The sequence below is a fragment of the Pantoea dispersa genome (assembly GCF_035783935.1).
Classification (GTDB): domain Bacteria; phylum Pseudomonadota; class Gammaproteobacteria; order Enterobacterales; family Enterobacteriaceae; genus Pantoea; species Pantoea dispersa_C.
On record NZ_JALKOV010000001.1, the window covers coordinates 699,546 to 719,790 of the forward strand.

General features: G+C 59.1%; 17 protein-coding genes. 7 read left to right on the top strand and 10 right to left on the bottom strand.

Annotation, left to right across the window (positions count from 1 at the left end):
- Positions 1 to 3: 3 nt before the first annotated feature.
- Positions 4 to 1,689 (bottom strand): ribulokinase, encoded by a 1,686-nt coding sequence (locus MXF20_RS03495; RefSeq protein WP_325967677.1) that lies wholly within the window; start codon positions 1,687 to 1,689, stop codon positions 4 to 6.
- 365 nt (positions 1,690 to 2,054) lie between these two features.
- Here MXF20_RS03495 and MXF20_RS03500 point away from each other — a divergent pair, with 365 nt between their 5' ends.
- The 5 genes from MXF20_RS03500 (at position 2,055) to MXF20_RS03520 (ending at position 7,833) form a co-directional block, all read left to right on the top strand.
- Positions 2,055 to 3,038, top strand: a complete 984-nt coding sequence (locus MXF20_RS03500; protein WP_325967678.1) for an arabinose ABC transporter substrate-binding protein — start codon at positions 2,055 to 2,057, stop codon at positions 3,036 to 3,038.
- A 177-nt stretch (positions 3,039 to 3,215) separates the two neighbouring features.
- On the top strand, positions 3,216 to 4,736 hold the full coding sequence (araG, locus tag MXF20_RS03505) for an L-arabinose ABC transporter ATP-binding protein AraG (protein WP_325967679.1): 1,521 nt from the start codon (positions 3,216 to 3,218) through the stop codon (positions 4,734 to 4,736).
- A 17-nt stretch (positions 4,737 to 4,753) separates the two neighbouring features.
- Entirely contained in the window at positions 4,754 to 5,740 is a 987-nt protein-coding gene (araH, locus tag MXF20_RS03510; protein WP_021506177.1) for an L-arabinose ABC transporter permease AraH, read from the top strand.
- A 57-nt stretch (positions 5,741 to 5,797) separates the two neighbouring features.
- Positions 5,798 to 6,715: an arabinose operon transcriptional regulator AraC gene (araC, locus tag MXF20_RS03515; protein WP_325967680.1), complete on the top strand. Its 918-nt coding sequence runs from the start codon at positions 5,798 to 5,800 to the stop codon at positions 6,713 to 6,715.
- Between the two features lie 77 nt (positions 6,716 to 6,792).
- Positions 6,793 to 7,833, top strand: coding sequence for an oxidoreductase (locus MXF20_RS03520; protein WP_059011078.1), 1,041 nt, complete (start codon positions 6,793 to 6,795; stop codon positions 7,831 to 7,833).
- Positions 7,834 to 7,895: 62 nt separating this feature from the next.
- On the opposite strand, the gene add is transcribed toward MXF20_RS03520, so the two are convergent.
- The 3 genes from add to malX all read right to left on the bottom strand — a co-directional run bounded on the left by add (position 7,896) and on the right by malX (position 11,777).
- On the bottom strand, positions 7,896 to 8,894 hold the full coding sequence (add, locus tag MXF20_RS03525; protein ID WP_325967681.1) for an adenosine deaminase: 999 nt from the start codon (positions 8,892 to 8,894) through the stop codon (positions 7,896 to 7,898).
- Between the two features lie 118 nt (positions 8,895 to 9,012).
- Positions 9,013 to 10,188, bottom strand: a complete 1,176-nt coding sequence (locus tag MXF20_RS03530; protein ID WP_325967682.1) for a MalY/PatB family protein — start codon at positions 10,186 to 10,188, stop codon at positions 9,013 to 9,015.
- 2 nt (positions 10,189 to 10,190) lie between these two features.
- Positions 10,191 to 11,777 carry a maltose/glucose-specific PTS transporter subunit IIBC gene (malX, locus tag MXF20_RS03535; RefSeq protein WP_325967683.1) on the bottom strand — a complete coding sequence of 529 codons (1,587 nt, stop codon included), beginning with the start codon at positions 11,775 to 11,777 and terminating at the stop codon, positions 10,191 to 10,193.
- Between the two features lie 179 nt (positions 11,778 to 11,956).
- Between malX and malI the strand changes: the two genes are divergently transcribed.
- Both malI and MXF20_RS03545 read left to right on the top strand, forming a co-directional pair.
- The gene (malI, locus tag MXF20_RS03540) at positions 11,957 to 13,000 is read left to right on the top strand and encodes a Mal regulon transcriptional regulator MalI (protein ID WP_325967684.1); all 1,044 of its coding nucleotides are present in this window, start codon (positions 11,957 to 11,959) and stop codon (positions 12,998 to 13,000) included.
- Positions 13,001 to 13,320: 320 nt separating this feature from the next.
- Complete coding sequence (locus MXF20_RS03545; RefSeq protein WP_325967685.1) at positions 13,321 to 14,520, top strand: glycosyltransferase family 4 protein; 1,200 nt, start codon at positions 13,321 to 13,323, stop codon at positions 14,518 to 14,520.
- 73 nt (positions 14,521 to 14,593) lie between these two features.
- Here MXF20_RS03545 and MXF20_RS03550 read toward each other — a convergent pair whose 3' ends face one another.
- From MXF20_RS03550 to MXF20_RS03575, 6 genes are all read right to left on the bottom strand, one after another.
- On the bottom strand, positions 14,594 to 14,830 hold the full coding sequence (locus MXF20_RS03550) for a transcriptional regulator (RefSeq protein WP_325967686.1): 237 nt from the start codon (positions 14,828 to 14,830) through the stop codon (positions 14,594 to 14,596).
- Between the two features lie 61 nt (positions 14,831 to 14,891).
- Positions 14,892 to 16,334, bottom strand: a complete 1,443-nt coding sequence (locus MXF20_RS03555) for a methyl-accepting chemotaxis protein (RefSeq protein ID WP_325967687.1) — start codon at positions 16,332 to 16,334, stop codon at positions 14,892 to 14,894.
- A gap of 398 nt (positions 16,335 to 16,732) precedes the next feature.
- Positions 16,733 to 17,380 carry an anti-sigma factor gene (locus tag MXF20_RS03560; protein WP_325967688.1) on the bottom strand — a complete coding sequence of 216 codons (648 nt, stop codon included), beginning with the start codon at positions 17,378 to 17,380 and terminating at the stop codon, positions 16,733 to 16,735.
- The gene (locus MXF20_RS03565) at positions 17,377 to 17,931 is read right to left on the bottom strand and encodes a sigma-70 family RNA polymerase sigma factor (protein ID WP_125309644.1); all 555 of its coding nucleotides are present in this window, start codon (positions 17,929 to 17,931) and stop codon (positions 17,377 to 17,379) included. Before MXF20_RS03565 ends, MXF20_RS03560 begins: the two co-directional genes overlap by 4 nt.
- A gap of 43 nt (positions 17,932 to 17,974) precedes the next feature.
- The gene (locus MXF20_RS03570; RefSeq protein ID WP_325967953.1) at positions 17,975 to 18,538 is read right to left on the bottom strand and encodes a fasciclin domain-containing protein; all 564 of its coding nucleotides are present in this window, start codon (positions 18,536 to 18,538) and stop codon (positions 17,975 to 17,977) included.
- A 134-nt stretch (positions 18,539 to 18,672) separates the two neighbouring features.
- On the bottom strand, positions 18,673 to 20,172 hold the full coding sequence (locus MXF20_RS03575) for a YdgA family protein (RefSeq protein ID WP_325967689.1): 1,500 nt from the start codon (positions 20,170 to 20,172) through the stop codon (positions 18,673 to 18,675).
- Between the last annotated feature and the right edge of the window lie 73 nt (positions 20,173 to 20,245).

Genomic DNA, 20,245 nt, shown 5'->3' on the forward strand with positions numbered 1-20,245 from the left:
CCTTTACTTAGCGGATGTGGCGCGCGCGGCGTACTGCGGTTCAGCCGCCTGGCACCAGTGTTGATAACGTTGATAAAGCTGCTGATAAGTCGCTACGCGCGCGCTGTCCGGCTGCAGCGTGACGGCTATCGGGCTGGCCATCACCTGCTGCGCCGCCGGCACATCGGCGTGCACGCCAGCGGCGACGGCGGCAAAAATCGCCGCGCCCAGCGCGCAGCACTCATCGGAGGCAACGATGTCCAGCGGCCGGTTCATCACATCGCAGCAGGCCTGCATGATGGCGGGGGATTTGCGTGCGATGCCGCCGAGCGTCAGGATGCTCTGCACCGGAATCTGCTGCTGCTCGAAGCACTCCATGATCGCGCGTGCGCCAAAGGCGGTGGCGGCAATCAGCCCACCGAACAGCGCCGGCGCATCGGTGCCGAGGTTGAGGTCAGTAATCACGCCTTTCAGGCGCTGATTGGCGTCCGGCGTGCGGCGACCGTTGAACCAGTCCAGCACCACCGGCAGGTGATCGAGCTGCGGGTTAGCCGCCCAAGCCTCGGTCAGCTGGCGGATCAGATCCTGCTGCAGCGCGGCCAGCTGCGGTTGCAGCTCCGGATGGCGCTGCGCCGCCTGTTGTAACGGCCAGCCGAGCAGGCGACTGAACCACGCATAGATGTCGCCGAACGCCGATTGTCCGGCTTCGCAGCCGATGGCGCCCGGCATCACGCTGCCGTCGACCTGACCGCAGATACCTTTGATCGCACGATCGCCAACCTGTTCGCTGTCGGCGATCAGAATGTCGCAGGTCGAGGTGCCAATCACTTTCACCAGCGTGTACGGCTGTGCGCCTGCGCCAACCGCGCCCATGTGGCAGTCAAAGGCACCACCGGACAGCACCACCTGTTCTGACAGGCCGAGGCGCTGTGCCCATTCGCCCGACAGCGTGCCGACCGGCACATCGGCCGTATACGTGTCGGTGAACAGCGGCGAATCGAGCTGTTCCACCAGCATGGGATCGAGCGCGCTGAAGAACGCCGCCGGCGGTAAACCCTGCCATTCCGGGTGCCACAGTGATTTGTGCCCGGCGGCGCAGCGTCCACGCTTCAGCTGAGCCGGTGCGGTGGTGCCGCTCAGCAGCGCGGGCACCCAGTCGCACAGTTCAACCCACGAAACCGCCGCCTCACGTACTGCGGCATCAGCACGCGAGACGTGCAAAATTTTGGCCCAGAACCATTCGGAGGAGTAAACGCCGCCGATGTAGCGGGTGTAGTCGGTGAACTGGCCACTGCGGCACAGGCGGTTGATCTCTTCGGCTTCTTCTATCGCAGTGTGATCTTTCCACAGCACAAACATGGCGTTGGGATTGCTGGCAAACTCCGGACGCAGCGCCAGCACGTTGCCGTCGCGATCGATTGGCGCGGGCGTGGAACCGGTAGAATCCACGCCAATGCCCACTACCGCGGCGCGCTGCGCCGGGCTTAACGCCTGTACCACGCTGACGATCGCCTGTTCCAGCGCATCAATATAATCCTGAGGATGATGACGAAAGCGGTTGGCGTGTGCGTCGCAGAATTCCCCTCTGGCCCAGCGCGGATAGTTAACTACCGCCTTTTCCAGCTCTTTACCACTGTGGCACTCCACCGCCAGCGCCCGTACAGAGTCACTGCCGAAATCCAGCCCAATTGTTATGGCACCCGCGCTCATCGGGATTCTCCTGTGTGAGTTAACTCGCTCTATCCTGGAATGGGGCGCGGGCGGCGGTTAGTCATCTGCGGCTGAGAATATGCACTTTTCTGTCATCGGCGAGGTTGTGTGATCGACAGCAAAAGTTAATCTCCGGTTAATTTTGCTGAATATATGGAAGATTTTGTCATCGTTTTGGGATGTGATACCGCTCTACATTTTTCCGCGCTTTTCCCGCTACAACTAGCCCAGCGTTTGCACAGCCTTTGTACAACCTTTGAGCTAACGCGCTGATTTTGCGCTGTACCCGAACGCGAAATCTGATTGGTAGCGTTTACACCGATTCGTTGATAACAGCGAAAAACACCATTGTGCCGGAGAGCATCATGCATAAATTCACTAAAGCACTGGCGGCCGCAGGCCTCGCCGCGCTTATGTCACAATCCGCTATCGCCGAGACCATGAAACTCGGTTTTCTCGTCAAACAGCCGGAGGAACCCTGGTTCCAGACCGAGTGGAAATTCGCCGATAAAGCCGGCAAAGATCTTGGCTTTGAAGTGATCAAAATTGCCGTACCGGACGGTGAAAAAACCCTGAACGCTATCGACAGCCTGGCAGCGAGCGGCGCCAAAGGCTTTGTCATCTGTACCCCGGATCCGAAACTGGGCTCGGCCATCGTCGCCAAAGCCCGCAGCTATGACCTGAAAGTGATTGCCGTGGACGATCAGTTTGTCACCGCCAAAGGTAAGCCGATGGATACCGTGCCGCTGGTGATGATGGCGGCGACCAAAATCGGCGAGCGTCAGGGCCAGGAGCTGTACAAAGAGATGCAGAAACGCGGCTGGGACGTGAAGCAAACCGCCGTGATGGCGATTACCGCCAACGAACTGGACACCGCGCGCCGCCGCACCGGTGGCTCGATGGCCGCGCTGAAAGCTGCCGGCTTCCCGGAGAAGCAGATTTATCAGGTGCCAACCAAATCTAACGATATCCCGGGCGCGTTTGACGCCGGTAACTCGCTGCTGGTGCAGCATCCGGAAGTGAAACACTGGCTGATTGTCGGTATGAACGACAACACCGTGTTGGGCGGCGTGCGCGCCACCGAAGGCCAGGGCTTTAAGGCGCCGGACGTGATCGGTATCGGCATCAACGGCGTGGATGCGGTAAGCGAACTGTCGAAGGGCGCTGCCACCGGCTTCTACGGTTCCCTGCTGCCGAGCCCGGACGTGCACGGCTATAAGAGCAGCGAAATGCTCTACAACTGGGTGACCAAAGGTCAGGAGCCGGCGAAGTTCACCGAAGTGACCGACGTGGTGCTGATCACCCGCGACAACTTCAAAACCGAACTGGCGAAGAAAGGGCTGATGTAAGGCGGTTTTAAGCCGTCCTCAATGTGATGTTAATTAACAGGCAGCCGGCATAGTTCGTGCTGTAGCAAGGCGGCAGGCACGTTTATCCCCGGGAGCTTACTGGAGTCAGTGACCGGGGATAAACGTGCGCAGCCAACGTCGCTACGGTGCGAAGTATGGAGGCTCAGAGGAGTTCCCATGAACACGGATCCCGCATTTCTGTCATTTCATGGCATCAGCAAAACCTTCCCGGGCGTGAAAGCGCTGCAGGATATCTCATTTCAGTGCCGCGCCGGGGAGGTGCATGCGCTGATGGGGGAGAACGGCGCGGGCAAATCAACGCTGCTTAAAATCCTCAGCGGCAGCTATCAGCCCAGCGGCGGTGAAATCCGCATCAAAGGTGCAGCCAAAAGCTTCAGCAATACCGTCGATGCGCTGGATGCCGGCGTGGCGATCATTTACCAGGAGCTGCATCTGGTACCGGAAATGAGCGTGGCAGAGAACATCTATCTCGGCCAGCTGCCGCACAAGCGCGGGCTGGTTAACCGCAAGCTGCTGCGTTACGAAGCCGGTCTGCAGCTGAAAAATCTTGGCATGGATATCGATCCCGACATGCCGCTGAAATACCTGTCGCTCGGTCAGTGGCAGATGGTCGAAATCGCCAAAGCGCTGGCGCGTAACGCCCGCATCATCGCCTTCGATGAGCCGACCAGCTCGCTGTCGGCGCGCGAAATTGAGCACCTGTTCCGCGTGATCCGCCAGCTGCGCGAGCAGGGCCGGGTGGTGCTGTACGTGTCGCATCGCATGGAAGAAATTTTCGCGCTGAGCGATGCCATTACCGTGTTTAAGGATGGGCGCTACGTGCGCACTTTCACGGACATGGCCAATACCCATCATGACGATCTGGTGGAGGCGATGGTCGGACGCAACCTGGGAGATATCTATGGCTACGCGCCACGTGAGCTGGGCCCCGTGCGTCTCCAGCTGGACCAGGTGGAGGCGAAAGGCGTGCGTATGCCGATATCGCTGACGGTGCGCGCCGGAGAAATTGTCGGTCTGTTTGGACTGGTCGGTGCCGGCCGCAGCGAACTGATGAAAGGGCTGTTTGGTGCCACCCGGTTGCGCGCCGGCACGGTGACGCTTGACGGTAAGCAGCTCAATATCCGCGAACCGATTGATGCCATTCGCGCCGGTATCATGCTGTGCCCGGAAGATCGCAAAGCTGAAGGCATCATCCCGGTGCACTCGGTGCGTGAGAACATCAATATCAGCGCGCGCCGCCATAACCTGAGCGCAGGCTGCCTGATTAAGCCGGGCTGGGAGGCGAAAAATGCTGACCACCATATTCGCTCGCTCAATATCAAAACGCCGGGTGCGCAGCAGCTGATCATGAACCTGTCCGGCGGCAACCAGCAGAAGGCGATTCTGGGCCGCTGGCTGTCGGAGGAGATGAACGTGATCCTGCTCGACGAACCGACGCGCGGCATTGATGTCGGCGCCAAACATGAAATCTATAACCTGATTTATCAGCTGGCGAACAAAGGGATCGCGGTGCTGTTTGCCTCCAGCGATCTGCCCGAAGTGATGGGACTGGCCGACCGCATCGTAGTAATGCGCGAAGGTGAGATTGCCGGTGAACTGCCCCACGACGCCGCCACGGAGCAGCTGACGCTGAGCCTGGCCATGCCGAAAACCACTCAAGCGGCCGCCGTGGCCTGAGGTAAAGGAGAGTAAAAATGGCTTCATCTACCACGTCCAATACGCCACCGGTGCAGCGCAGTGGCCTGCAGCTCGGGCGCATCTGGGACAACTTCGGCATGCTGGTGGTGTTTGCGCTGCTGTTTATCGTCTGCGCCATCTTTGTGCCTAATTTTGGCACCTTTATCAACATGAAAGGGCTGGGCCTGGCGATGTCGATGTCCGGCATGGTGGCGTGCGGCATGCTGTTCTGCCTCGCCTCCGGCGATTTCGACCTGTCGGTGGCGTCGGTGATTGCCTGCGCTGGCGTCGTCACTGCCGTGGTGATCAACATGACCGAAAGCCTGTGGATCGGCGTCGCCGCGGGTCTGCTGCTCGGTATGGCCACCGGCTTTGTTAACGGCTTCGTGATTGCGCGCCTGAAGATTAACGCGCTGATCACCACGCTGGCGACCATGCAGATTGTGCGCGGCCTGGCCTACATCTTCTCCGACGGTAAAGCGGTAGGGATTGAAGATGAGCGCTTTTTCACCCTCGGCTACGCCAACTGGCTGGGCGTGCCGGCACCGATCTGGCTGACCATCGCCACCATGATCGTCTTTGGTTTCCTGCTGAACAAAACCACCTTTGGCCGCAATACGCTGGCGATTGGCGGCAACGAGGAAGCGGCGCGGCTGGCCGGGGTGCCGGTGGTGCGCACGCGCATTATCATCTTTATCCTCTCCGGGCTGGTGTCAGCGGCGGCCGGCATCATCCTCGCCTCGCGCATGACCAGCGGTCAGCCGATGACCTCGCTCGGCTATGAGCTGATCGTCATCTCCGCCTGCGTGCTGGGCGGCGTGTCGCTCAAGGGCGGTATCGGCAAGATTTCCTATGTGGTCGCCGGGGTATTGATTCTGGGTACCGTCGAGAATGCGATGAATTTATTGAACATCTCGCCATTCTCACAGTATGTCGTGCGCGGTTTGATACTGTTAGCGGCAGTGATTTTTGACCGTTACAAACAAAAGAGCAGAACCGCCTGATCCCGCGGGCGCAGCCGCAACGCTGCGCCCTGACATCACGCGAACCGGGAGATCCTTATGTACCACCGCGAAGCGCCGAATGAGCAGCAAAATCCCTTACTGCCGGGCTATCCGTTTAACGCCTGGCTGGTGGCAGGACTGACGCCGATCAACGCCGGCGATCAGCTCGATTTTTTCATCGATCGCCCGCACGGCATGAAAGGTTACATCCTCAATCTGACCATTAAGGGACAGGGACGCGTCTTTGACGGCGAGTCAGCTTTTGACTGCGAGCCGGGCGACCTGCTGCTGTTCCAGCCGAAAACGCCGCACTACTATGGCCGCGCGCCGGACAGTCCGTGCTGGCATCATCGCTGGGTCTATTTCCGTCCACGCGCCTACTGGACTGACTGGCTGCAGTGGCAGGACCAGAACCAGGGCGTTGGCCGTCTGCGGCTGCCGGAAGCGCTGCGCGCCGAATTTGACCGCCTGTTTGCCAGCATCGAACAGACGCACAACTCCGGGCGTCGCTTTGCCGAAGAGCTGGCGATGAATCTGCTGGAGCGCCTGCTGTTGCGCGCGGTGGAAGAGGATCCGCGCAGCCATCAGCAAATTCGTGACCCGCGCGTCATCGAAGCCTGCCAGTACGTCACCAATCATCTGGCCAGCGAGGTGAAAATCGAGGAAGTGGCGCGCCATGTCTGCCTGTCGCCGTCGCGCCTGGCGCACCTGTTTCGTGAACAGATGGGCATTAATTTACTGCGCTGGCGTGAAGACCAGCGGGTGATCCGCGCCAAGCTGCTGCTGCAAACTACCCAGGAACCGATTGCCTCGGTAGGGCGCGAAGTCGGCTATGACGATCAGCTCTACTTCTCGCGCGTGTTCCGCAAGCGGGTGGGCGTCAGCCCGAGCGATTTTCGCCGTCGCAGTCAGGATGCGCATGACGCGCTGGTGGCGCAGGAGAGCTGGCAACCGGCACGGAGTGCGATCTCCTGAGCTTTCAGGTGATTCCACCTTGTTCTTACTGACTGATTCGTCTTAAATCAGTCAGGTCACGAACAAGAGGAATGAGAATGAGCGATAAACTACGTGTCGGCCTGATCGGCTACGGATTTGCCAGCAAAACCTTCCATGCGCCGCTGATCGCCGGAACGCCAGACGTTGAGCTGGCGGCGATCTCCAGCAGCGATGCCAGTAAAGTGCACGCTGACTGGCCGTCGGTAAAGGTGGTGGCCGATCCTCAGGCGCTGCTGGATGACCCGACGCTGCACCTGATTGTAATTCCTACCCCGAACGACACCCATTTCCCGCTCGCCAAAGCGGCACTCAATGCCGGCAAGCATGTGGTGGTCGATAAACCGTTTACCGTGACACTGTCACAGGCGCGCGAGCTCGATCAGCTGGCGAAAGCCAAAGGGCTGCTGCTGTCGGTGTTCCATAACCGCCGCTGGGACAGCGATTTCCTGACGCTGAAAACGCTGCTCAACGACGGTACGCTCGGCGAGGTACGCTATCTGGAATCGCATTTCGATCGCTTCCGTCCGGAAGTGCGTCAGCGCTGGCGCGAAATGAAAGGACCGGGCAGCGGGATCTGGTTCGATCTCGGACCGCACGTGCTGGATCAGGCGTTACAGCTGTTCGGACCGCCGGTGGCGATCAACGTGGATATGGCTGAACTGCGCCCGGGCGCGCAAACCACCGATTACTTCCACGCGGTGCTGACCTATCCCACCCGGCGCGTGGTGCTGCACGCCAGTATGCTGGTGGCGGCGGAATCGGCGCGTTTCGTGGTACACGGCACGCGCGGCAGCTACGTCAAGTACGGGCTCGATCCGCAGGAAGACCGTCTGAAAGCCGGTGAACGCCCGCCGCAGGAAGACTGGGGTTACGATATGCGCAACGGCACGCTGACGCTGGCCGAAGGCGAGGTGATGGTGGAGAAAGAGCTGCTGACGCTGCCGGGGAACTATCCGGCCTATTATGCGGCAATTCGCGATGCTATTGCCGGCAACGGTGCCAATCCGGTCACGGCGGAAGAAGCGATTCAGGTAATGGAGCTGATTGAGCTCGGCCTGCAGTCGGCGGAGAAACGCCAGACCCTGTCGTTAAAATAAACCGGGCGGCGTCATCCCCACCCGCTGAACAAGGAGCGCAATCTGCGCTCCTTTTTTATGGCTCATGCCGCCACGCGCTGGCGCAACGCGGCTTTCTCCGCCTCGGATAAAAAGGCGATGGCGATACCGTTCTCTTGTGCCTGGCGAATCTCGGCGGCGCTCAGGCCCGCCTGCGGTGCAGCCACCTCATATTCATGCGCCAGCTCAATGCCCTGTACCGCTGGATCGTCAGTGTTGATGGTTGCCAGAATGCCGTGCTGCAGGAACGCCTTGAGCGGATGGCTGGCCAGCGAGGCCACGGTGCTGGTCTGAATGTTCGACGTCAGGCAGGATTCAACGCCAATGCGCTGTTCGGCAAGGAAATCCATCAGCGCGCGGTCTTCAATCGCTTTCACACCGTGACCGATGCGCTCAGCGCCCAGCTCGCGGATCGCCTGCCAGATGCTCTCCGGACCGGCGGCTTCACCGGCATGCACGGTGATGCGGAAGCCGGCATCGCGGGCGCGGTTAAAGTGGCTGAGGAATTCGCTGCCCGGGAAGCCCAGTTCGTCACCGGCCAGATCGACCGCGGTGATGCCGTCGCGGTGCGCCAGCAGACCTTCCAGCTCGCGCAGGCAGGCTTCTTCGCCAAAGGTGCGGCTCATGATGCCAATCAGCTTCACATCAACGCCATACTGCTGCACGCCCGTGCGCACACCATCAATCACCGCTTCCACCACGCCGGCGATCGGCAGGTGATGGTTCATCGCCATGTAGCCCGGTGAGAAGCGTAGCTCAGCGTAATGGATACCGGCCTGCGCGGCGTCAGCGACGTTTTCCAGCGCAATGCGGCGGCAGGCGTCGAGATCGCCCAGCACTTTAACGCCCCAGTCAAGCTTCTGCAGGAAGCTCACCAGGTCCGGCTGGTTGGCCGTCACCTGTACGTGGGGACGCAGCGTATCCAGCGTATCGGCGGGCAGCGCAAGATTGAACTGGCGACCTAAATCAAGGATGGTCTGGGCGCGGATATTGCCATCGAGGTGGCGGTGAAGGTCGGTGAGGGGAAGTTTCGCATCAATCATGTCGCACTCGCTGAATTAACGTAAAGTGCAGACCATTATAAAAACATCTTGCGCAACCGCGCCAGTGATTTGCGCAAACCGGGCAGCGGATGCTGAATTAATCAGCATCCGCCCCCGTTCAGAACGATTGCAGTGCGGCAATCAGCCGGTCCAGGCCGTCATCCAGCTTGCTGCGCGGGCAGCCGGCATTGAGACGCAGATAGTTGCGGCTGGCACTGCCGTAAGTGCTGCCCGGCATGATCGCCACCTTATGCTGCTGGATCAGCCGCTGCTGCAGCGCGACGTCATCAATGGCCAGCGGTGCGATGTCGATCCACGCCAGATAGGTGGCCTGCGGCGGTTGCCAGTTGAGTCCGGCAAACGCCGCGTTCAGCCGTTGCGCAATGTGCTGCATGTTGGCGCGCAGATAATCGCGCAGCGCGTCGAGCCAGGGTGCGCCGTGACGGTAGGCGGCAATGGTGGCAGCCAGCGCCATCACCGCCGGTGACGACAGCCCATCCTGCTGCTTCAGCGCGTGAAACCACGCCCGGCGATCGTCCGCGTCCGGAATCATGCCCCAGGCGCCGGTCAGCGCCGGAATGTTGAAGCTCTTGGAGGCCGAGGTAAACAGCGCCCAGCGGCTTTGCGCCACTTCGCACCACGGCGTGTGGCGCGCCGCGCTCAGCACCATATCCATATGGATTTCATCGCTGATCACGCTCACGCCGTGGCGTGCGCACAGTGCCGCCATCTGCTCCAGCTCCGCGCGCTGCCACACTTTGCCGGTGGGATTGTGCGGGCTGCACAGCAGCATCACCTTACAGCGCGGTCGCGCCAGCAGGGTTTCCAGCTGGGCCATATCACAGTGCCATGTCTCGCCAGCGCGCTGTAACGGCAGTTCCAGCACCCTGCGCTGATTGCCGGCGATCGTCTGGTAAAACGCATCATAGGCGGGCGTGTGAATCAGCACTTCATCATCCGGCTGCGTCCAGTGGCGCAGCAGCTGCGCCACCATGTAGATCACCGACGGGCCGTACACCAGCGATTCCGCCGCAACCTCGCACTCGAAGCGGCTGCGCATCCAGTGCTGCAGGGCGGAGAGGAAATCCTCGTGCTGCCAGCGGCTGTAGCCCAGCACGCCGTGATTCAGTCGCTGCTGCAGCGCCGTAATGATGCAGGGCGCGGTGGCGAAATCCATGTCAGAGATAGTGAAGGGCAGCAGATCGGCCACGCCAAAGCGGTCGGCGACAAAGTCCCACTGCGTACACCAGCTGCCGTGGCGATCCACCACCTGATCAAAATTAAACGCCTGCATATTTACACCGTTGCGCTCATCAGATGGGCCATTTCATCTTTGACCGACTGCACCTGCGGGCCAATCACCACCTGCAGATTGGTCTGGTTAAGGTGCACCACGCCAATGGCACCGTTGGCTTTCAGCGCGGCATCGTCGACCTTGCTCATGTCGGCGACCGACAGGCGCAGGCGCGTCAGGCAGTTATCCAGCGAGGTGATGTTGTCAACGCCGCCCAGCGCGGCGAGAATCGCTGGCGTGTTGTAGCCGGATTTGCCGACGCCCGCGCGGCTGACCTGCTGCTCAACGCGGCTGGTTTCTGCTTCACGGCCCGGCGTTTTGATGTTGAAGCGGGTGATGGCAAAACGGAAGATGGCGTAGTAACTCATAAACCACACGGCGGCAATCACCGGCACCCAGTACCATTTGGTGGAGAGGCCGTGCAGCACGCCAAACACGAAGAAGTCGATCACGTTGCCGTCGGTATTACCGATGGTCACGCCGAGCATCGCCATCACGGTGAAGCCGAGACCGGTCAGCAGCGCGTGGATCAGGTACAGCACCGGCGCGACAAACAGGAACAGAAACTCAATCGGCTCGGTGGTGCCGCCGACCACGCAGGCAACCACGCCCGAAATCAGCAGGCCTTTAATTTTGTGACGGTTTTCCGGGCGCGCGCAGTGGTAAATCGCCAGCGCTGCGCCCGGCAGGCCGCCAAGGAATGCCGGCATTTTACCCTGCGACAGGAAGCGGGTGGCGCTTTCCGCGAAGCCATGGGTTTCCGGACAGGCCAGCTGCGCCTGGAAGATGGTCAGCGCGCCGCTGACGCTGTGACCACACACCTCCATGGTGCCGCCGGCATCGGTAAAGCGAATAATCGCCACCAGAATATGCTGCAGGCCAAACGGCAGCAGCAGACGTTCGCCGGTGCCGAAGATCATCGGACCGAACTCACCCGCGCTGTTGATCATCCAGCCCAGGCCAGTGATCGCCCGCGCGAAGAAAGGCCAAATCAGCGGTACCACCAGCCCCAGCAGGCCCATCACCACGGTGGTAATGATCGGCACAAAACGCGTACCGCCGAAGAACGCCAGCGCATCTGGCAGGCGAATGTTATGAAAACGCTCGTGCAGCCAGAACACCACGATGCCGACGATCACCGCGCCGAGAATACCGGTATCAATCGACTGAATGCCGAGAATGTTTTGCACGTTATTGGCTTTCAGCACTGCCGCATCGGTGGTGGGCAGAATACCGTTGATGTTCAGCCAGAAGTTAACGCTGAGGTTGAGCACCGCGAAGCCGACGAAGCCGGCAAACGCCGCCACGCCTTTATTTTCCCGCGCCATGCCCAGCGGAATCGCGATGGCAAACATCACCGGCAAATAGCTAAAGGCAAAGGAGCCGATTTTCGCCATCCAGACAAACAGGTATTGCAGGAACGGCTGATCGAGCAGCGGAATCAGCGTCAGCACATCATGGCTGCTGAGCGAACTGCCGATGCCCAGCATGATGCCGCAAAACGACAGCAGCGCCACGGGTAGCATGAAGGTTTTGCCCAGACTCTGGAAAAATTCCCAGAGCGACATTTTGGGTTGGCTGTGAGGCATAGTCTCTCCTGGCTAAAAAATAACAAGCGGGTAAAGTGGTGGAGGATGATAAAACGTTTTATCAGGGCTTTTTGTGGTGATAATCACAAAGCGTGACGAGCGCCAGGCTTTATTTTTGTGCGAATCAGTGTAACGTTTTACCTCTGTCATTCTCTTTGAACGATGAAAAACGCAACAGTATGTCCCAGCATAAAATCACCATCCATGATGTCGCGCAGGCCGCCGGCGTATCGGTAAGCACGGTATCGCTGGTGCTGTCCGGCAAAGGACGCATTTCACCCGCCACCGCTGCGCGGGTGAACCAGGCGATAGAACAACTGGGGTATGTGCGTAACCGCTCGGCCTCGATGCTGCGCGGTGGCGAGAGCGGGGTGATTGGCCTGATCGTGCGCGACCTCAGTCAGCCGTTTTACGCCGCGATGACGGCCGGGCTCAGCGAGGTGCTGGAGCAGCAGGGCAAAGTGCTGGTGCTGACGCAAAGCGGCCAGCATGGCCAGCATCTGCAGCGCTGTTTTGACTCGCTGGCGGCGCAGGGCGCGGATGGCATTGTGCTGGGCGGCGCGGTGGCACAGGCGGAAACGCTGCGGCTGCAGGCGCAGGAGCAAAACATCGCGCTGATCTGCGCCGCACGCGCCAGCAGCCTGGATAAAGTCGATTCGCTGCGCCCGGATAACAGCCAGGCGGCACGCATCGCCACCGAATATTTAATTAAACAGGGACATCAGCGTATTGCCTGGGTCGGCGGGCTGGGATCGTCACTGACGCGCGCCGAGCGTATCGGCGGCTATTGCGCCACGCTGCTGCAGTATGGCTTGCCGTTTCGTCCGGACTGGATTATCGAATGTGACGATCGGCAGCAGAGCGTTTCCGCGCTGACGCAGGCGTTGCTGCATCATCATCCGCGTATTACCGCTATCCTGGCGCACAATGCCAGCACCACGCTGGGCTGCTATTTTGGCGCGCTGCGCAGCGGACGCACGCTCGGAGAAGACGCGGTGGACAGTTACTACACCCAGCAGCTGGCGCTGGTGGGATTCAACGACGATCCGCCGCGTGAGCTGAACGATCCGGCGTTAACCTTTGTCAGTAGTGAAGCGCGGGTGGTAGGGCGCCGCGCGGCGGAGCGTATGTTACAGCGCCTGGCGCAGCCGCAGGCTGATGTTCAGACCTTAATTGTGCCACCGCACTTGATGCAGGGTGGCCAGGCGAACCCGCGCGGGTGATCGCCTGGCGCTTATCGATTGCACGTTGTTAGAAAATACCGATTAAATTGCGTCATCAAATGCTGTCACGTTAGCGTAATAATGTGCCGGGTGTGGAATAAAAATCAACGCGTTATCCCTCGTCTGAGAATATGCTCAGCGCCAGTGATGCATTATTCTTAACCGATAAAGGTTATTATTATTCAGGGCTGCTGATGTAATTAATTGTCGCTAAATGTGTATTCTCTTATTGTTGAGCCCGGGTTTAGTTGCGCGCTGGATTTGTTATCCACCAGGAATATACTGCCGGAAAGGTTTATTTTTCCTGTGCCGGAGTGCGTATGAAAATAATCGTGAATGGGAAAGGTTATCCGGAAAAGAGAAATATCATCGTCAGCGCGTCGCATCAGTATCTCAATCTGAAATATAAAAATATCTGGTTTTATCGTAATGTCATCAGGCAAAAAATAGCGAAGGTGAATAAGCTGTTTATTTTCACGCCGCTGCCTTTCACTGTGCCAGACGATGCTCAGGTCATTCATCTTTTCAACGAGGTGGCCCGGACAAAACAGCGCTGGATAACCACCTTCGAAACCGAGATTCCGCGCGTGCTGCCGGTAGCGGGAACGCCAAAGTTACGCAATCCGGAGTTACTGCGGCAGCTCAGACTGGTCGCTGCGCCGCAGTGTCGCGCGATTATTGCGATTTCCGAGGCGACAAAAAAGATTCAAATCAAGCTCCTCCAGGCATTTCCGCAACAGGCGGCGGCTATTCTGCCAAAACTGCACACGCTGCATCCGCCTCAGGCGATTATGCATGATCGGGCCAGACCGGTGCATCAGCGGAAGCTGATATTCAGCTTTGTCGGTAATGAATTTTACCGTAAAGGTGGGGCGGAAGTGGTGCTGGCCTTCAGCGAGCTGCTGGCAGCGGGCGAAATTAGCCCGGATGAGGTGCAGGTTAATTTAATCGGTAACCTTAATCATCGCTATAATATCGCGCACGGTGCACACCAGGATGATGCGCAATTTTATCAGCACATTGAAAATCTGCTGAGCCAGCAAACCATTTTTCAGCACGACACCTTTCTGCATAATGACCGGTTGATGAATCTGTTTATAAAGTCCGATGTGGGACTGTTACCGACCTGGCAGGACACCTACGGTTTTTCCGTGCTGGAAATGCAGGCGTGCGGTTGTCCGGTAATTACCACCAATGTTCGGGCGCTGCCTGAAATAAACCCGCCACTAGCCGGATGGCTGATCGATTGTCCGCTGAACGACATGTTTGAAATCGCCATTACCTCGGCGCGCGAGAAACAGGCGATCAGGGAAGCAATCGTCGCACAGCTTAAACGGTTTATTATGCAGATTATTGCGCAGCGCGAGGCGATCAGCACCCGTTCTGCCCGGGCGCTGCAAAGAATAAAAGATCAGCACGATCCGGCGCGCTTTCGCGCCAGTCTGGACGCTTTTTATCAGGTAGCTGGTCAGGCCGATCGGGCCTCAGGCGTGAACGCATCAAAGCGAGTGGATATATGACCGGCCGGGTTAGCCGCTGCTCATCACCCCTGGGTGCAGAGCGGCGCTGGCCTGACGGCCAGCGCCAGAAGCGTTAACGCGCTTTCGCCGTCAGATCAAGAAAGGGATGTTTGCCCGCCAGCAGCAGCAAAAACTCATATTCTCCCTGACTGAGCGGGGAGGGTTTTGCGGCGGACTCCTTCATCTGCCAGACGCGCAGGCTGAGGTCGAAGCGCTCCGCAGCGAGCAGTTGTGTCATGCCTGCGGCAATACGCAAGTCGCGGACATCGGTTTGAACCGGTACAAGGTGCTGCAATAATTGATGACTCATAAGTTTTCTCTTGTTGTGGCCTTTCCCTGGCGGTGTTGTTGTGTGCTGCGCGCAGCGTCGGTCAGAGGCTGGCAAGGCTGGCCGCAACAGCAGCGGCGCCGGTGCCGGATGGTGTTAACCCGGATTGAGCCCCGGGCGCTGGGCTGTCAGAAAAACGAAAATGGCTGATGACCGCAGAGAGCGTTTCGGTGCGGCCATTCAGGCTGCCGGCAGAGGTGGCGATCTCTTTCACCAGTGCCGCATTCTGCTGCGTGACGCGGTCAAGATCGTTGACTGCCAGCGTCACCTGGGCAATGCCTTTGCTTTGTTCATCCGACGCCAGTGCAATTTGTCCGATCAGCGAGGTGACAGCAGAAACGCTTTGCGTGGCGCTGTCCATGATCGCGCCAGCGCGCTGGGCGGTTTGTGCGCCCTGGCCGACACGCGTCACCGTGCCGTTTATCAGGCCTTCAATTTCCTTCGCGGCGCTGGCGCTGCGCTGTGCCAGCGTGCGCACTTCGGCCGCCACCACGGCAAACCCGCGTCCCTGCTCACCGGCGCGGGCGGCTTCAACTGCAGCGTTCAGCGCCAGAATGTTGGTCTGAAACGCGATGCTGTTCACCGTGGCGGTGAACTGGCGGATTTTATCGGCCTCGGCGGCGATGTCTGCCATCATTGCTGACACGCTTTTGACCAGCGCTTCGCCGTCGCGTGTGGTGCGCGCCGCATCCTCAGCCAGCTCGCGCGCTTCGCCCGCGCTGTGGGCATTTTTCTCTACCGTGGCGCTAAGCTGTTCCATGCTGGCGGAAGTCTGCTCGAGCGCGGCGGCCTGGCGGTTAGTGCGATCGGACAGATCGACATTGCCGCCGGCAATATCCGCTGACTCTTTGCGCAGCACCTCGGTGGTGTCACGTACTGCGCGCACGGTGGTCAGCAGGCTCTGCTGCATCAGCTGCACCAGCGGAATCAGCTGACCCACGCAGTTGCGGCCAAAATCCTGCGGTTCGCGCGTCAGATCCCCGGCGGCGATGCCGCGAAAGTGCTCGCGCAGTGAACCCAGCGGCCGGACCAGATGCGTGACCAGGAAACGGTCACAGAACAGCAGCAGCGCCAGCATCAGCAGCGCGGCGACCATGAACGCCGTTTGCAGGCGCTGGCGATCGGACAGATCGGCACTCGCTTCCGCCGCGATCTGGCGCTGCAGCGACTGCAGACGCTCCGCCGCCGGTGCCGCAAAATCGGCGGGTGATGCGGTCAGGGCAGCACGCAGCGCTGCCCAGTCGTTGTCCGCAGGCGCAGCGGCTGCCGCGGCCGCTTTCGCCGCCGCCGTTCCCGACTGCATCACTAAGCTGGCGCGATTGAGAAACAGCAGCTGGCTGGTCAGGGTCGCGTTACGCAGTTCGCGCTGGTGCATGTCGCGCAGCACGGTGCTGCCGTAGCTGCCGGCCAGCGCCACAATCAGCAGCGCGGCGACGAGGATGCACTGCACAACCCGGCGAATGGTGAAGTTTTTAAGAAATTGCATGGTGAGTTTCCCCGGTGTCGTTTAAGACACAATGGTGTCGAGCGTTATTATTTATTGTTCGCGATAATATCGCGTACTATGGTTTAGCGTTTTAAGCATGGCAGGGAATACGGAAAAAGAAAATGAATCGTCGATAAAATATTTCTTTCCGCAAGATGCGTTAAATTAATTTCCATGCTGACGACATCAGCCCGGCCGCAGCATTAAACATGGCGAAAAAGTAAATAAGGATTAATCGTTATTTCCGTTTGCTGAAATAGTATTCTCCACGACTGAATAATTTGCATTAAGTCACGCGCGGCTATTTTATTAACGATATCCGTTAATATCAGTCCGGCATCACATGACTGAATAGCATGCCGCGCTAACATGGTCTTTTTTACCGCGACCCTGACCATTTATAAATTCACACTGTACAGCACCGGGCCCGTAGGGCGTCCGGTTGGCGAACCGCCGAGCGGTTCCAGGCTGATCGCCAGCGTAGCCTTGGCCAGCGACTGGGATTTTTCAATCGGGTAGTGCTGCGACGCCGTGCCGCTGATCAGCCCGAGCGACACCGGTGCCTCACCCGGCGGAATCAGCCAGAGTTCCAGGCTCTGATCCGCCCTGACCGCTCTGGCCTGCAGCGGGGCCAGGCTAATTACATCCTGCTGGCGGTTGGCGCTTACCACCCATTGTCCACTGTGTTGCGCATCGGTCAGTACCGCTAACGGCGTCATCGCCGGCTCGCGCAGCCAGTATGCCGACAGCGCCAATCCCAGCGCGACGCAGGCGGCCGCCAGCCACGGCAGAGTGCGACGTTTGGGCGCGGTGCGTGTTTCCGCTGGCAGGGAAAGCACGATTTTTTTCCATAGCGTCGCCGGCGGCGTGATCGGCGGCTGCGCCAGATCGAGTCCGGCTAACAGCGTTTGCCAGTGCGCCACGCGCGCTGCCAGCGCAGGCTCGGCCTGCAGCCGGCGCTGAAAACGCAGGCGTGCGCTGCCGCGCAGTGTGCCGAGGGCGTATTCTGCAGCCAGGGCTTCGTCTCGCTGCACCTTGTCGCTCATAGTCCTACGCACTCCCGTAAATGTTCCATCCCGCGTCGAATCCAGCTTTTCACCGAGCCCACCGGCTGCTGCAGCCATCCGGCGATGTCCGCATGTGACAAGCCCTGATAGTAGGCCAGCGAGATAGACTGGCGCTGCTCACTGCTGAGATGCTTCATACACTGGTGTAAGCGGGCGACCTGCGGATCGCACTGCTCATCAATGCGGGTGTCATCCAGCGCGCTGCTGTGTTCGTCGAGCCAGGTTTCGTCAGTGTTAAATTGTCTGGCATAGCCGCTGCGCAGCCAGTCGATGCAGCGGTTACGCACAATGTGCGTCATCCAGGTCAGCGGCGAACTTAGCGCACTGTTAAATGACGCTGCGTTGTGCCAGATGGTGATATAGCACTCGTGCAGAATCTCTTCCGCCCACGCCCGCTGGCGTAACATACGCAGCGCTACCGCAAACAGGTGCGGTGACGTCAGCCGGTACAGCTGTTCAAACGCAGGGCGATCGCCACTGGCGACCGCCCTGATTAAGGCTATTTGTTGCTCAGCCTGAGACGCGTCCATAATACTCCTGGCGGGTTTATTTAACCTTACCGAGTATAGACAGTTATTCAGGCATCAAAACAGTATCAATAACATCAATCACGCCATTTTTCTGATTAACATCATAAGTGCTGATATTCGCCACATTACCCTGACCATCTTTCAGTTGAATATTGTGCGGGCCGTTGCTCATAATCCACAGCGGCTGACCGTTCACCGTTTTCAATTCGGCTTTACCGCCACCCTGTTTAATTTTTTGCTCCAGCGCTTTCATATCATATTTACCGGCGACCACATGGTAGGTCAGCACGCTGGTCAGTTTTGCTTTGTTTTCCGGTTTAAGTAACGAATCAACGGTGCCGGCAGGCAGTTTGGCAAAGGCGGCGTTGGTCGGTGCAAAGACGGTGAACGGACCTTTACCCTGCAAGGTGTCGACCAGGCCCGCCGCTTTGACCGCCGCCACCAGCGTGGTGTGATCCTTCGAGTTCAGGGCATTTTCAATAATGTTTTTTTGTGGATACATTGCCGCGCCGCCCACCATCACCGAATCGGCGTGCATGGCCGCCATCGAAGCGTTAGCGCCAAGCAGGGCAGCAGACAGAACGGCAAGACTGATTAACTTTTTCATCATATATCCTCATTGAAGGAGCAGAAGGGTGCTCACACAGGGATATACGTTCGGGGGTACCAACTGGATGCAGGAAAACGTGAATTTTTTTTTGCAGCGGGGAAACGGCAGCCCTGAGCGGGCTGCCGGCAGGTTTACTCAGGCATGCCTTCGCTGGTTGGCGCACCCAGCATGTAGCGCGACAGGAACTGCTCCAGCGTCATTTTGTCGCCGTTCATGGTGACCTGACCATTGGCGTACTGCAGGCTGGTGATGATGTTATCGTCCTGCTGCTGCGTCAGGCGGAACATCTGGCCCATCGCCGCCAGGCCTTTCACCTGCTGATCCGCCAGTTTCTGCGCGTCGTCACCCTGATAACCTTCCGCCAGGCCCACGTGACGCATCACGTCGGTCGCCATGGGCATATTGATGCTCAGCTTGCCGTCCAGCGTTTTCAGCACGCGGTCGACGGCGGCACCCAGACTCTGCGGTTCGCCGGTGACGGTGGCCGGATCGTTAAAGCCCACGTTGAGGTTGAAGGTGCTCTCGCCCTTGTCATTTTTCCAGCTCAGCGGCGCGACGCTGACGGTCGGTGAACCTTTCAGCAGGGTTGGCAGGTTATTTCTCAGGATGGTCTGCACGCTGGCCTGATAGCGGATAGGATCGTCCACCACGCCCGGCTGGTTCAGCAGATCCTGCATCTGCGCGTTGTACTGGTCGGAGAAGGTTTTCACTGCCTGGGCATCAAACTGCGCAAACTTCATCGCCAGTTTGGCCTCGCCGAAGGGCTGTTTCTGCAGGCTGATTTTATCGACCTGATAATCAATCTGGCCGCCAATCTTGCCGTCTTTATTGTCGAACGACGATTTTCCGTCGAGCTTCTCCAGCGTCAGGCCTTCCTGACCGTTGATGCTGGCGTCGAGCTTATCCAGCGTAATGGTCTGGTCGCCGACGCGCACGCCTTCCGGGCTCAGATGGGTATCGCCGCCCAGCTTCAGGCCGTTGAGGGTAAACAGCACCGGCTGCTGCAGCTGGTTTTTGCTGGTGACGGCGATGCTGGAGAAGTCGCCCTGCAGGCTGACTTTGTCGCCTTTGCTGTCCGCGCTGACGTTCAGCGTGCCGCCGTTGGTGGCGAGGCGGTCGCCGGTCTGCGCGTTGCTGTAGTCCACCGGCAGCAGGTTCAGCGCGGTATCGGTCGCGCCGCTGTAGCCGACACGGGTATCCGCAGTGATCAGCGATTTGCCCTGGGTCAGTTCAAACAGTTTTTTCACCGCATCGGTGTTTTCCAGTTCGGTGTGCACCGAAGCCATGCTGGGGATCAGGTTGCCATGCTTCAGCTGGGCAAACGGGAAAGGCCCGTGATCGATGGTTTCGTTGAGCACGATGCTCTGACCCGGCTTCAGCAGCGGATTGTCTTCGGTCTGTGAACTGGCCTGAATCACCAGTTTGGTTTTGCTGCTGAACACGCCGCGCTGGTAATCCTGATAGCTGAGCGTCAGGCGGCTGTTGGGGGCATACGCATTGATCTGGCTGTTGGCATTTTGCAGCATCTCGTCCATGTGGCTTTCCAGCTGTTTACCGGTAAACCATGCTGCGCCGGTCCAGATTACGCCGAGCGCCACAATCACACCTACGGCAACCTTGGTCTTTTTCATCGCTGAGTCGTCCTTATCCTTGCGTGCGCACACCGTTGGGCCGCGCGACGGGTGAAGAAAAACGCCCGCAGGC